Origin of the sequence: Robiginitalea aurantiaca, assembly GCF_030380815.1 — a bacterium.
Lineage (GTDB): Bacteria > Bacteroidota > Bacteroidia > Flavobacteriales > Flavobacteriaceae > Robiginitalea > Robiginitalea aurantiaca.
Genome location: NZ_JAUDUY010000004.1, coordinates 1 through 12,673 on the forward strand (window position 1 = coordinate 1; position 12,673 = coordinate 12,673).

General features: G+C 42.7%; 14 protein-coding genes and 1 pseudogene. 4 read left to right on the top strand and 11 right to left on the bottom strand.

Going from position 1 to position 12,673, the window contains the following annotated elements:
* Positions 1-209: 209 nt before the first annotated feature.
* On the top strand, positions 210-584 hold the full coding sequence (locus QU605_RS09005; RefSeq protein WP_289724971.1) for a hypothetical protein: 375 nt from the start codon (positions 210-212) through the stop codon (positions 582-584).
* Between the two features lie 261 nt (positions 585-845).
* A complete protein-coding gene (locus QU605_RS09010) occupies positions 846-1,532 on the top strand; it encodes a recombinase family protein (RefSeq protein ID WP_289724972.1) in 687 nt (228 codons plus the stop codon).
* Here the strand turns inward: QU605_RS09010 and QU605_RS09015 are convergent.
* From QU605_RS09015 to QU605_RS09035, 6 genes are all read right to left on the bottom strand, one after another.
* Entirely contained in the window at positions 1,510-1,995 is a 486-nt protein-coding gene (locus tag QU605_RS09015) for a hypothetical protein (RefSeq protein WP_289724973.1), read from the bottom strand. The two genes, QU605_RS09010 and QU605_RS09015, sit on opposite strands and share 23 nt — an antisense overlap.
* 54 nt (positions 1,996-2,049) lie before the next feature.
* Entirely contained in the window at positions 2,050-2,514 is a 465-nt protein-coding gene (locus tag QU605_RS09020; protein ID WP_289724974.1) for a hypothetical protein, read from the bottom strand.
* 178 nt (positions 2,515-2,692) lie between these two features.
* Positions 2,693-3,235, bottom strand: coding sequence for a hypothetical protein (locus QU605_RS09025; protein WP_289724975.1), 543 nt, complete (start codon positions 3,233-3,235; stop codon positions 2,693-2,695).
* A gap of 47 nt (positions 3,236-3,282) precedes the next feature.
* On the bottom strand, positions 3,283-3,417 hold the full coding sequence (locus QU605_RS15465) for a plasmid mobilization protein (protein WP_434967922.1): 135 nt from the start codon (positions 3,415-3,417) through the stop codon (positions 3,283-3,285).
* Entirely contained in the window at positions 3,414-3,605 is a 192-nt protein-coding gene (locus QU605_RS09030) for a hypothetical protein (protein ID WP_289724976.1), read from the bottom strand. Before QU605_RS09030 ends, QU605_RS15465 begins: the two co-directional genes overlap by 4 nt.
* A 396-nt stretch (positions 3,606-4,001) precedes the next feature.
* Positions 4,002-4,718 carry a hypothetical protein gene (locus tag QU605_RS09035; protein ID WP_289724977.1) on the bottom strand — a complete coding sequence of 239 codons (717 nt, stop codon included), beginning with the start codon at positions 4,716-4,718 and terminating at the stop codon, positions 4,002-4,004.
* A gap of 159 nt (positions 4,719-4,877) precedes the next feature.
* Here QU605_RS09035 and QU605_RS09040 point away from each other — a divergent pair.
* A pseudogene (locus QU605_RS09040) lies at positions 4,878-5,597 on the top strand (ATP-binding protein); the annotation flags it as partial.
* Between the two features lie 172 nt (positions 5,598-5,769).
* Here QU605_RS09040 and QU605_RS09045 read toward each other — a convergent pair.
* Together QU605_RS09045 and QU605_RS09050 are read right to left on the bottom strand one after the other, a co-directional pair.
* On the bottom strand, positions 5,770-6,576 hold the full coding sequence (locus QU605_RS09045) for a DUF6090 family protein (RefSeq protein WP_289724978.1): 807 nt from the start codon (positions 6,574-6,576) through the stop codon (positions 5,770-5,772).
* A gap of 235 nt (positions 6,577-6,811) precedes the next feature.
* Positions 6,812-7,297 (bottom strand): hypothetical protein, encoded by a 486-nt coding sequence (locus QU605_RS09050; RefSeq protein WP_289724979.1) that lies wholly within the window; start codon positions 7,295-7,297, stop codon positions 6,812-6,814.
* A 421-nt stretch (positions 7,298-7,718) separates the two neighbouring features.
* Here QU605_RS09050 and QU605_RS09055 point away from each other — a divergent pair, with 421 nt between their 5' ends.
* Positions 7,719-9,023 (top strand): serine hydrolase domain-containing protein, encoded by a 1,305-nt coding sequence (locus QU605_RS09055; protein WP_289724980.1) that lies wholly within the window; start codon positions 7,719-7,721, stop codon positions 9,021-9,023.
* Between the two features lie 41 nt (positions 9,024-9,064).
* Here the strand turns inward: QU605_RS09055 and QU605_RS09060 are convergent, their stop codons facing one another.
* The 3 genes from QU605_RS09060 to QU605_RS09070 form a co-directional block, all read right to left on the bottom strand.
* Entirely contained in the window at positions 9,065-9,787 is a 723-nt protein-coding gene (locus QU605_RS09060; RefSeq protein ID WP_289724981.1) for a DUF6090 family protein, read from the bottom strand.
* 85 nt (positions 9,788-9,872) lie between these two features.
* Complete coding sequence (gene ypfJ, locus QU605_RS09065) at positions 9,873-10,766, bottom strand: KPN_02809 family neutral zinc metallopeptidase (RefSeq protein WP_289724982.1); 894 nt, start codon at positions 10,764-10,766, stop codon at positions 9,873-9,875.
* Positions 10,767-10,923: 157 nt separating this feature from the next.
* Positions 10,924-12,651 (bottom strand): amidohydrolase, encoded by a 1,728-nt coding sequence (locus tag QU605_RS09070; RefSeq protein ID WP_289724983.1) that lies wholly within the window; start codon positions 12,649-12,651, stop codon positions 10,924-10,926.
* Between the last annotated feature and the right edge of the window lie 22 nt (positions 12,652-12,673).

Genomic DNA, 12,673 nt, shown 5'->3' on the forward strand with positions numbered 1-12,673 from the left:
TCGATTATGAAATACCCGCTGAAGTATTTAAAAAAGCAGCATGAATATTTATATAAATTTGAAAGAAAGCTGTCCTAAAGATTGGGGGATCTACAGGTAAAACAGACCTTGAATTTTCCTTATCAGGATCATCCAAAGCAATCAACTACGTAACAAAACCATATTTTGATCAAGTAGAAAAAAGTGCTGAGGAAAGAAGAAAAAAAGAAATGCAAGAGGAAGAGCAATTCATATTAACTGTTGAAGCGATGCCCGATAAATTTGACTGTAATACGCCATTACAAGCGGTTTATAGTTTTGAACCATATGAATACTATTTAAATTTCGAAGATAAAGACGGGTACGATGGTCAATTTTGGTTGGATAAATCAAATGAAATAAAAATTTATAATAGGTGGAAAGGAGATAAAATCTTAATAACAATAGATTTACCAAAAGGTTTAAAAGCATACTATACAACTATATCTGATTTAAACAAAGTAACGCTCGATCCTGTTGTAGAGTTTTTTAAAAACAACGAAATAGCCTTGAAGAATAATTGCCCAGGATTAACAGATGATCAATTTAACATGATTGAGAATTAGCATAAGCGTCCGTACGACTCAAAACCGTAGATTTTCAAACAGGCCGATATTAAGACCGATATTATTCATCGAACGTCCAACTGCAAGTTTGGTGCAGTCCAGGAGCATATATTTAACCAGCTTAATTGTTTTCATTAACCCCTGAGATTTTTGAGGTGAATCTTGGGGGTTTTCTATATGTTAATGATATCACATAACTTAAACGGTCGTTTGTGATTTGTGAAATTTATTGTATCTTAGATATAACAAACAAGAGAAGCCATGAAATACGTTGTCTATTATCGGGTTAGTACAAAGGATCAGAACTTAGGACTGGATGCTCAACGGAGTATGGTAGAGAAATCCTTGAAGGCAGAAGATGAGGTGCTGAGGTCTTTTACAGAGAAGGAGACAGGAACTAACAAGAAGTTTCGTCCTATTCTGCAAGAGGCTCTTAACTTATGCAAGGAGACAGGAGCTATATTGCTTATAGCTAAATTGGATAGGTTAGCCAGGAACGTTAGCGTTATCTCTACTCTTATGGAATCTGGTATTCAGTTCCAGGCGGTGGATATGCCTGCGGCAACTAATCTTACTATTCACATATTTGCGGCTATTGCAGAACATGAGGCCGATATAATTTCACAAAGAACAAAGTCCGCTCTTAAAGAAATCAAAAGCAACATAAAAGAGAATGGACATCATATATCCAAAAGTGGTAATAAGGTAACCTCTCTTGGATCTCCTTCTAACTTGACAGACGAGGCGAGGAGGAAGGCGGTTGAGGCCATAAAGAATAAGAAAAGGCTGAACCCAAGAAACAGGCAAGCAAAAGCGCTTATACGCTCTTTACACAAGGAAGGCAAGAAACTGTCAGAGATAGCGAGAGAACTTAATGATAACGGCTTTACGGCTTCAAGAGGTGGTAAGTTCAGAGCGGAGCAAGTTAAGAGGCTAATTGAGGCATAATCATTGCCCAAAATTGGCTAATGGCAACTGCAGCACCTAAAAACGTAAGGATGACCATTAGTATTTTAACCCATGCACGCTCATACCAATGAATATCCCTCTCGTGAGCATTTACTGTAGGCTGATCCTCCTCAGAAACAATTACCGTAGACCGATCCTCCGCATATAATGGCCCATTTGTTAAATATTTCCTGTCCTCTATCGGTATGTTCCATCCATTATCCAAAATATATAGTCCACGGGCAATATTATTGCCAGTAGCAAACGGAAATGGATATCTTCCTAAATTTCTACGCTGGTTTTGTTTTGCGTACCTTAATACAACTTGTACAGGGTACTGAGAATCATCTGCCTTAGAGGGAATCCTTCTAATCTCTCTAACCTTTGGATCAATTTCCCAAGTCTCGGAGAACTTATCTGTTAATTCTTCTAAATCTTTATTTGAGAGGTTGGATGGATTCATTACATAAAGATACATTATCGTAATCTTTAATACTTAACAGTACCCCAATTCTGTTCAAGAGGAAGGTTCAAACATCTTCTTATATTCTGCCTCGTTCTCGACAGAACCTATAAAGTGGTAATTAACCTCCTGACCTTCTTTGAATACGTCAAACACATGGAACGGATAGTTTCCTTCTGTCTGTACCACCATAAAGAACTTAGCCTCTTCTTTATCCATTATTGACCTGGACATATTAATCTCTTCGACCAAAGACAGGAAGGCTTTAATCTGTGGTGTAGGCTCAATGCGGTTGTGAACGAGGTCGCTGACAAACTGGGTATGGTGATGCTTTACTTCTATGATCTTTGTTATACTCACATCGTCATTACGAAATTGGTACTGCGCATAGGTGGCGTTCTCTGTCCATTGTAACTGAATACCGTCAATGTCGGTGGCATAGCAGTTGTTAAGACTGTAATGCTCTTTAGCCCACCTGGGCTGACTCTCACGTCCATATTTCCTACGCTCCTTTGGCATTACTTATCTCCTGATTTTGGACGCTTAATGTATCTCCCAAATGCGTTACAGAGACCGTAGTCCTCAGGCTCTACGAAAGGCAGGAAGATATAACTATCCTTGATTTTCATATCAGAGAACCTTTCATGAATTTGCTGACGGAAAGAGAGGTCTGACTTCTTCTTCTTGCGACCAAACATCAAGCAGAAACTTTTTGTAGCAATCGACAGGCTTGTTCATAGCGATGAATGTTCACTTCATGCACCCCGTCAGGCCGTTTAATGATAGAATGTCGGATAGGCTCAGGAAAAGAGTTTATAACGTCCATAGCCTTACGGAGGACATCGTAATCTTCTCTCAAATCTTCTTCGAGATAGGCTACATGAGATTCTTTCACCTCTTGCAGAAAGTCCTCTTTGATGCGAGGCTTACCGTCCTGTCTTTTAATGGCCTTCTTTGGGGGAAATCCAGCCTCCTGGAGTGCAATTAAAGAGTTGTATTCGGCTTTTATGCCAAAGGCATCAGATGCTACTTGGAGGTTCTTAAAATGCGTCTCCGCCTTTAAAACGGCTTCAAGCTGACTCAGAGTTTTTACTTCCTTTTCTACGACCTCCGAACATTCAGTAAGGATTGCCTCGCATTTATTCAAGCGTATTAGTTGCTCACGCAAATCTTCTACGTCCTTGGCGTATCTCGCACCATCAAAGTGCAGTTGATAGTCTTCATTTACAAATGGAATCATAGTATTTAGTTTTTAATGTGGGGCTATCGCCCCGATGTTTATAAAAGTTAGAGGATGGCCTCTCGTATGTAGTTGCTGATCGTTTTACCTTCAAGCAGAGCCAGTTCACGTACTTGTAACTTCTCGTCCTTAGTCAGCCTTACGAATAAACGCTCGGACTTTCTTTCTTCTCGTGTTTTCATTTGATGCCGTATTTGTCTTTGATATTTTGTAGCATCTTATTTAACTCATGAACTTTCCTTGCACGATCTGTACTTGCCTGGGATTTAAGAATGAGCCGTTTTGCAAAGTCAGCATCTTGTGTTACGTGGAGGTATCCGTAACCCGATTCGGCTACTCTACCTGTTGTGTTGTTATTAGACTTTTTCATAGTATATTGATTTACAGTTGTTTAAAAGAGGTCTCTAATCCTCATTATTATTCTCTCTCTGAGTATCAGTCATTTACAGGATTTGTTCAATGTATTGATATAGAGTATTTTATGTGATTTCTTATTAAATTGGTTCTTTCTGTGTTATTCCTTTCTGTATCGTTCCAGGCTACGCTGTTTGTGCGCTTCGCCTTTCACTAATTCAGATCGTATTTCTTAGACATCTACTTTTTCTTAAATATCCGAGCCGTCAGGCGAGCCGCAAACTTGCTCTATCCGTACAGTTGCTCAATCCTTCTCTATGATTGTTTAGACACGCATCCATTTTGTAAAAGCGGAAATTCGGTCTTATATATAAGTAGAGGCGTTTTTCCAGTTTTACAATTCCTCGATTCACTAGGCCGATCTTCGGTTCTCTTCATAGTATCGTCTTATCATCTGTTGTTCTTCAGTTCCCGAATTGGATTTAATTGCATCATACATTTCTCTCAACTCAGGGTGTTCTTTTAGGTAGCTGCTAACGGTTTTATTACTTAAACCGATAAGGTCAGCCAGATGGCTTTTGGTTAACGTCCTGCTGTTAAGATCGTAGTCAGCCAGGGCAATTTCAATAATCTCAAACGTCTCGGATCTGCGCTCTTGTCCAAGTAGCTGATTGATTTCTTTGGTCTCAGAATTATCTTCACTAACCTTCCTTAAGTAATAAGGATTCTTTAAAAACCGAATACTCCTGTTCGGCCTTATCTCCATGGTATCCTTTTCTATTATGGCATCATTGACAAATTCAAGAAGTACATCATCTGGAATCCTGTAGCCTAGACATCTATTTTGAATGTCCACGCCGACCTTCATTAAATACCCTCGTAGAATTGATTCATCCAACCATTTGTAGGCGTTCGATATTAGTTTTAAATAATATTTCGTCTCGCTGATGATCTGGTGACGGTCAATTACCCCGACCATTGAAATATTGAAATCGAATACCTTTACCGAGTCACCTTTTCTTGCAATCGCAATCCTGGACTTATCGGGATTGGACATAAGAAATTCCTTATGTTGTCTTTTTAGCAATTTGACTGTATTGACAACTGGGAGTTCGAATTCTGATTCCATATACTTAAGTGTTCTTAGATTAATTGGTCTCGTCATAGGAATAACGAAAAAGTGTATATTCCGTTTTAAAATCTATACGTTCAAATCGTATGATATTCCTATAAAGGCAATGGATATAGGTATTACGATACATAGCGTATATATTTCGATACCGCCACAAATAACACTATAACAGATATCGCACTAATTGGAGGCGGGAGTTACCCCCAACCAGGGGAGATCTCCCTGGCCCATAACGGGGTGCTTTTTCTCGATGAATTGCCTGAGTTTAAGCGGCATGTACTTGAGGTATTGCGTCAGCCTCTGGAAGACCGGCAGATTACAATTTCAAGATCTCGTTTTACCATTACCTATCCCAGTAGTTTTATGCTTGTAGCGAGTATGAATCCGAGCCCCAATGGATATTTTTCATCCTCCCTTTCAGATGCGTCCGCAAACAGCCCGAATGAGATGCGCAGGTATATGAGCCGTATTTCAGGTCCTTTACTGGACCGGATCGACATCCACCTGGAGGTGAACCCTGTTCCTTTTGATGAAATGTCCTCCGGGAGACAGGGAGCATCCAGTGCACAGATTCGTTCCAGGGTAGTACAGGCACGAAACCGCCAGTTGATACGGTTTAAGCAGGAGGCCGGGGTGTATTCAAATGCCCAGATGAACTCACGGCTCATCAGGAGGCATTGTGGACTGAGACCCGGGCCAAAAAAATTACTCAAGCATGCCATGCAGCGCCTGGGACTATCCGCCCGGGCTTATGACCGGATTTTGAAGGTAGGGAGGACCATTGCGGATCTGGATGCAAGCGTGGACATCCGGGAGGTCCATCTCGCCGAAGCCATTCAATATCGGAGCCTGGACCGGGAGGGGTGGTTGGGGTAGATTTTAAGCGTCGTATATGACATGGGCACGAGGAGAAAATTGGCAATGGCAGTTCATTGTTCTATCTCAAGCTTTATTTGTTCAAGCTCGTTGGAGCCCATTACAGAGCATTTATATAGGCAGATCCCGAACTGGTTTTATGAGGAAACGTAAAACCCAAAGAGAACTATAATTACTCAGATGTCTTTAAAGAGTTATTTTCAATATACTCTATTAAACCGTCGGCATAGTCTATGACCCCATTCCCAACTGTAATGATCCAGGCCGCCTCTCGAATAAGTAATTTAATCAGAAATATCCGCTTCTGGTGGTCTTTAATCGCCATTAAAGGATCATCTATTTTAAAAAACATATTGGTTAATAAGCCATCTTCACCTAAAGAGGCTTCCCATTCGGCTATCTGATCATGAAACTTGATTTGATTTCGCTCTCCCAGACGATGGGACCAATAATCGTAATAGCCGTTTATGGCATTTTTGAGTTCATGGTTATCGATATATGAAAATACACCGGTGCTTTTTAATTCGTCAATTGTCGAGGTATTTAAATTTTGAGATACAGACCGATGAGACCATAACAAGGCTAATCCAATGAATTCTTTATCATATTCTTCCGGTATTTCTTCTGTCCAAATTGCACTTGGGCTATAAACAGGCATAAGCACCTCGTCTGTGGTTGGATCATAGATGTCTTCCCCAAGTTGCGTTAAAATATACTGCAACGAATGATATCTGAAATTATGGACTTCGACGGCACTTTTCATCGTTTCCTGATCTTCCTTTAGATCATCAACAAAATCCTCAAGGTAAAGTTTAACCACCTCTTTTTTTTGCAACTCTTCATTGTAATTATCTATGCTTAAGGCAATTAATATCCCAATTACAACAAGGATTATTTCGCCAATAGCATATTTTAAATAGTTCCCTATTTTATTTTTTTCGATTAAATCAATTCTATTTTTTCTGAATAATTTTAACATTGGTTGATGAATGATTAAAGGACCTTTAGTTAAAGTTTGAATGGACCAGTAACGTGACGCCTAACACGCTTAAATGTTTACGAGTAACTATTCAATGTTCAAAAACCTAAGATAATAAATAAGCTTTTACCGGACCGGGAGGGGTGTTTTGGTATATCGCGTGAAAGTTTCAAATGATCTTCGGCGATAGTCCGGTCTATTTCTGTGATTTCTATGTGTTTTTGAGGAATGATACCTAAGACTTCCTTCTAAAGGTATATCCTATTTTCAAGGAAGCGGAAATAACACCTGTATTGGTTTGGCTCCAGTTTTCCGCAGCGATATTAGGCCCTGCATCAATTTGAAGTGTCAAGCCCTTATGAGCCATGAACTCAAAGCCTATGGGAACATAGACGATCGCCTGCCGGTCGCCCCAGTCACCCAAAAAATTCCATTCCCTTATGGAACCTACCTGAGCCCCGATATAGAAGAAAGCCTTCTTTGCAGGTTTTCGGTTGAAATAGTAATTGGCCCCGGCATGGCAGCTAAAACCTACCCCAAAACCCGCGTTGACCGAAAATTTCTGGTTTATGTTGTAATTCAAATGCACCCCGAGAGCTTCAGCCCCCCCGAGTTGTCCCAAAAGGGAAGCGCTACCCGCAATGCCTGAGGTCCTGTCCTGGGCAAAAAGGGCGCCTTGAATAAGGAGTATGACCAGGATGACACATCGGTTGAAAGGCATATTCAGCTTATTTTTCCTAGCATTTTGACATTGTTTTATCATCGCTTTTCAGTTTAAATGAGACCTTGAGGCCAATTTAGGAGTCGGGTTGGATTTGCCGTCCGGATTTTCATTTCCATCAAAATCCCGGACAAATTCTTCCTTTTTTTTATATCATACACTGAGGTGCCACCTTTAGCATGCTCAGGGCCTATGAGGCAGAAATATGAAGGAACACTTCCTGCGCTCTTCGTCTTAATGGGAAACGTACCCTTCACATAACTTTGAGGGGTCGGGAATACAGGTGCTTCAAGTGCTTAGAGAGCCTTTTAACAAGGTAAGAATGCGAGGAATGCATAATAATTGTAGTTTTATTGGGTTAATAAAGTAGTAATTCCCAATTTTTACCTGGGTTCCCAAGAGGGGCCATTGCTTAATACAAATGCAGCGATTCAAGATTTTAATCACTTCAGTTTTACTGATCATTACCCTTTTTGTGCTGGCCATTGGGGGAAATCACGATGTTTCGGGGTCGGAATCGAAACCAACTGTAGTATTGGATAAGCCAATACAAAATGCCCTGGAAAGGGAAGCCGCTGAGCTTGCCAATCGCCAGCGGAAAGCCCTGCAGAAGTCCTTAAACACTTACTTTCTCAATGCGATTTCCAGAGGAGATATCGTTGGAGCAGGGGTGAGTATCGTCAAAGGGGACGAAATTCTTTATTCTGATGGTTTTGGGAAACGCAACAGCGACGAAGCGGACGGGGTAGACGGAGAAACCATCTTCAGGCTTGGATCCCTTTCAAAAGGATTTACAGGGGTTTTGGCCGCTAACATTAAGCATGATGGCAAGGTAAACTGGGATGATAAGGTAACAGATTATATTCCTGGTTTTCAGTTGGGAAATAAAGAAAACACAAGTCGCATTACCCTTGCACACCTATTGTCCCATTCCTCCGGGGCTCCATATCACAGTTATACCAATTTGGTCGAAGCGGGCCTGTCTGTATCCGAAATTGCGGAGCAATTTAATAAGGTAGAACCGATTAGCGAACCTGGAGCCATGTACAGCTATCAGAATGCGCTATTTGCGCTTTCTGGTGAAATATTGTGTAAAGCTTCAGGAGAAGAAGTCGCTGTGTCCCTGGAGAACCGGTTGTTTAACCCTTTGGAAATGTGTTCCACAAATATGGACCACGAATCCCTGATGCTGGAAGATAATGTGGCCCTGCCTCATTACCGCAGGGGAAGGAGTTGGAAGCCCAGAAAACTAGTTGACAATTACTACAATGCCATCCCCGCGGGAGGTATTAACGCTAGCGCCGCTGACATGGCCCGTTGGATGCGTTTCCTGTTGGGATACAATCCAGAAGTTATGGATCGCTCAGCGATTGCAGAAGCCTTTAAGCCTGTAATTGAAATCCCCGGACGCAGTAAATACTATCAACGCTGGCCAGGGCATATTTCTTCGCATTACGCCTTCGGGTGGCGGATCCATAAATTTCAGGAGGAGGGCAGCAAGGACGAGAAAACGATTTGGCACCACGGGGGAAGTGTAAACAATTTTCGCAACGAAATCGCCATTTTTCCGGAGGCCGACCTGGGGATATGCGTCCTTTTGAATTCCAATTCAAAAATTTCCAGGAACCTCATTCCGGATTTATACCGGATTGTTGAGGAGGTCTACCAGACCGGGGAGTCAGCATTGGCTTTGAACCACGGGACCGTAGCAGTTCACAAAAAATAAGGGTCAGAAGGGCTTCCTTTTCACAGATAGTGCTGTTTTCCTTAGAAGGATTGAATTTCAGCATTAACCTGCTGAATGATTTCCTCGAGTGATTTTAGGAGGTATCCCTGAAAGTTGCACATTTGAGAGCAAATTCGCACGGTGTGCATCAGGACCTGTTTGTATTCCCCATTGGCAATAAATCCGTCGTAATCATTTAGGATTAATGTGTTATCGGCATTTACACCGAAAGCCTCCATGACCATTGGTCTGAAGTAGTTTTCGTAGTGCTCGTTTAGCATCCGTTTTTCAAGTTCCAGATACAGATTGATTGGGCGGGTATAAAATTCCGATACTGAAATCCGTATGGTATCATTGGAAATCATATTCACGCCGTTCTGCCTGATATTGTCGAAGGTCGTTCGATTAATGGAAAAGGTCTGGAAGGGCTCCATCCATAAAAAATGCGGCAGCAGGGAATCGTGATAGGGTAGGGACGCTTCAATATGCTTTAAAATCACTTGGTTAGAACGGATAATATGTTGAAAATTAGAACTGTCGCTCTTAATGTCTTCTCGTGTCTGTAGCAGATCTGCTTTTAGTTCTTTCAGGGTCTTTAATTCGATGTTCCTCGATTTTCTATCCTCGTTCCAATCATTGATTTGCAATGCGATGAGAATACCAATAACCACAAGTACAATCTCCCCCAAGGCATACTTTATGTACTTCCCGGTTTTGTTAGTGGCCAGAAGCCGCGATCGGATTTTACGGAAATAGGTAATCACTTGAATCTTTTTAGTTTACTGCCCTTTTGAGAAACCCGGGATTAACAAAAAATATTCTGGAAAGACCCTTGGTTGAATACTTATTTCACAAAGGATTCGCATTAAAAGTATCTCCCTGGCTCAGGTCCCCGGTGTCGTAACCTTTTTTAAACCATCGCATACGTTGTTCCGATGTTCCATGGGTAAAGGAATCGGGTACGACAAATCCCCTTTGTTGTTTTTGCAGGCGGTCATCACCAATCGCGTATGCCGCATTCAGCGCTTCCTGAAGATCCCCTGCCTCCATCATCTGGCTCATTTCCTGTGAATGGTGTGCCCAGACCCCTGCAAGGAAATCAGCCTGCAATTCCAAACGTACGGAGTACTTGTTGAATTCTGTTTTTGACATCTGCCCCCTCATTTGATCCATTCTGTCGGTGATCCCCATCAGGTTTTGAATATGGTGACCAACCTCATGGGCGATGACGTAGGCCTGGGCAAAATCTCCGGGTGCGTTCATTTGGCGATCCATTTCGTCGAAAAAACTCATATCCAGGTACAATTTCTCATCCCCCGGACAATAGAAGGGCCCTGTAGCACTCGAAGCGCGGCCACAAGCGGAGGCTACCGAGCCGCTAAACAAAACCAGGGTGGGCTCCCGATAATTTTCAAGCAGGTTATTCCAGACATCTTCTGTATTGGCCAGAATCGTTGAACTGAAAGCGGCCATTTCTGTTTCCTTGGCATTTCCCTGATAGGTTCCCGGAGCAGAACTTACTGCCGGATTCCCCCCACCCATAATAAAACTTAAAGGATTTGTGCCGGTTACCAGCCCAAGGACAATCAGAATACCTACTATAATAAGGCCTGTTTTGGAAAACAAAAGCCTAAGTAGCGGACCTATCAGTAAAGGGTTGAATCCCCTGCCACCTGTACTAGGTCCCCTTTGACCTCTTCGATCTTCAATATTTGAGCTTTGTCGCCTGCCTTGCCATTTCATAATGATTAGTTTATCAGAGTTATCGATGTATTTAAGTTAATGCGTTAGATCTATAATTAGATATATAATTTGGATTGAACTACATGTTTATGCTGGGAATCCCAACTTAAATCAATGCCGGATTCACCTGTCATCACTCGGGCCGAAAGAGCCGATATCAGTCCGTTTTCTCATACACGATCCGTCCATCAAAAATGGTCATTACTACTTCAGTACGGAGAATATCCTCTTCGGGCACCGTCATTAAATCCTGATTATATATTGTAAAATCGGCTAATTTTCCGGGGGTTATAGAACCTTTAATCTCTTCTTCAAAAGCGCCATAAGCAGCATCAAGGGTATACGATTTTAAGGCTTGATCACGGGTCATGCGCTCTTTGGGTTCGTACCCTCCATCCGGATTTCCTTTTAAAGTTTTCCGGGTAACACTGGCATAAAAACTCGGGATGGGGTTCAGCGGTTCTACGGGTACGTCTGTACCGTTTACGATCGGAATCCCACTTTCCAGGAGGGATTGCCACATATAGGCCCCTTCTTTTATGCGTTTTTCCCCTAATCGATCGATAGCCCAGGGCCGATCTGACGACAAATGAACGGCTTGCATGGCGGGGATTACCCCTAATTCCGCAAACCGGGGGATATCCTCCGGATGCAGGTGCTGGGCATGCTCAATCCGATATCGATGGTCGTTGGTAAGTTCTGGTAATTCTTTAAAGGCAGCTTCATACCGATCGAGTATTTCGCGGTTGGCCCGGTCTCCTATGGCATGTGAACATACCTGAAACCCATGCTGCAGCCCGTTAAGGGCGGTCTCTTTCACAAAATCCATTGGTAGGGTTTCATGCCCAAAGTGGCCAGGCCTGTCCGAATACGATTCGAGAAGCCATGCCCCTCTTGATCCAAGGGCACCATCGCAGTTCAGCTTTACGGATCGGATAGTCAAAAGGTGATCGGGATCTACAAGGGGACCTCTTTCGTACCATTCCTGCAGTAATTCCTTGTCCCAGCCGGTGAGCATGGTGTAGAGACGTACATTCATTTTGCCTTCGGCCTTCATTTGCTCAAAAAGCGCAATGGCCTCCCTGCCGATGCCCGCATCGTGAAAACCTGTAATTCCATCTCTCTGGCAGGCAGCCACCGCTAATTCAAATGCCTTTCTGTCCGTTTCCGGAGTACTTTCTGGGATTTGTCTTGTAATCAGTGTTTGGGCGCGCTCATTAAAGACACCTGTGGGCCTGCCCAGATCATCGCGAATAACCTCACCGCCTTCGACTTCAAATTCATCAATGCCTTCCTGTGGTAAAAGCTTAAGGCCGGAGATTTCCATGGCTTTGGCGTTGGCAAAACCCGCGTGACCGCTGGCGTGGCGAAGGTAAACCGGATTGTCCGGGGATACAGAACTCAATAAATCGTGGGTTTGAAAGCCCTTTACCGTTTCCTCGGGCATTTCGTCCCACTTGCTCTGATGCCATCCACGTCCGGTAATCCATTCGCCGGGTTCGGCCGTTTTTACCCGTTCCGCAACGGCATCTACAATTTCCTGATAACTTGTAGTGTTTATCAGGTCCAGATTCATTTCATTGTAACCCAGGCCCATAAAGTGTCCGTGCCCTTCAATAAGTCCGGGAGTCATTGTCCTGCCCTGTAAATCAATTACCTTAGTCTGTTCCCCTTTATAGGCCTCGGCCTCTTCGAGGCTTCCAGCGAAAAGGATGATATTATCTTTAGTCGCCACCGCCTCTACGACAGCCTGAGTCGTATCCACAGTATAAATCGGACCTCCGTATATAAGCAGGGTGGCAGGTTCTTTTTTAGGGGTGGAACAAGCTGCAATAGTTAGCAATATGACTACTGCAGTCAGAAAAGGAAATTTGTGGATTCTCATTAATGGTGTTTTTAGTTGGTTT

Coding starts and splice junctions, on each gene's coding strand:
- QU605_RS09010 (WP_289724972.1), top strand. CDS start 846: ATGAAATACGTTGTCTATTATCGGGTTAGTACAAAGGATCAGAACTTA.
- QU605_RS09045 (WP_289724978.1), bottom strand. CDS start 6,576: ATGTTAAAATTATTCAGAAAAAATAGAATTGATTTAATCGAAAAAAAT.
- QU605_RS09050 (WP_289724979.1), bottom strand. CDS start 7,297: ATGCCTTTCAACCGATGTGTCATCCTGGTCATACTCCTTATTCAAGGC.
- QU605_RS15465 (WP_434967922.1), bottom strand. CDS start 3,417: ATGAAAACACGAGAAGAAAGAAAGTCCGAGCGTTTATTCGTAAGGCTG.
- ypfJ (WP_289724982.1), bottom strand. CDS start 10,766: ATGAAATGGCAAGGCAGGCGACAAAGCTCAAATATTGAAGATCGAAGA.
- QU605_RS09035 (WP_289724977.1), bottom strand. CDS start 4,718: ATGGAATCAGAATTCGAACTCCCAGTTGTCAATACAGTCAAATTGCTA.
- QU605_RS09025 (WP_289724975.1), bottom strand. CDS start 3,235: ATGATTCCATTTGTAAATGAAGACTATCAACTGCACTTTGATGGTGCG.
- QU605_RS09030 (WP_289724976.1), bottom strand. CDS start 3,605: ATGAAAAAGTCTAATAACAACACAACAGGTAGAGTAGCCGAATCGGGT.
- QU605_RS09070 (WP_289724983.1), bottom strand. CDS start 12,651: ATGAGAATCCACAAATTTCCTTTTCTGACTGCAGTAGTCATATTGCTA.
- QU605_RS09015 (WP_289724973.1), bottom strand. CDS start 1,995: ATGAATCCATCCAACCTCTCAAATAAAGATTTAGAAGAATTAACAGAT.
- QU605_RS09005 (WP_289724971.1), top strand. CDS start 210: ATGCAAGAGGAAGAGCAATTCATATTAACTGTTGAAGCGATGCCCGAT.
- QU605_RS09020 (WP_289724974.1), bottom strand. CDS start 2,514: ATGCCAAAGGAGCGTAGGAAATATGGACGTGAGAGTCAGCCCAGGTGG.
- QU605_RS09055 (WP_289724980.1), top strand. CDS start 7,719: ATGCAGCGATTCAAGATTTTAATCACTTCAGTTTTACTGATCATTACC.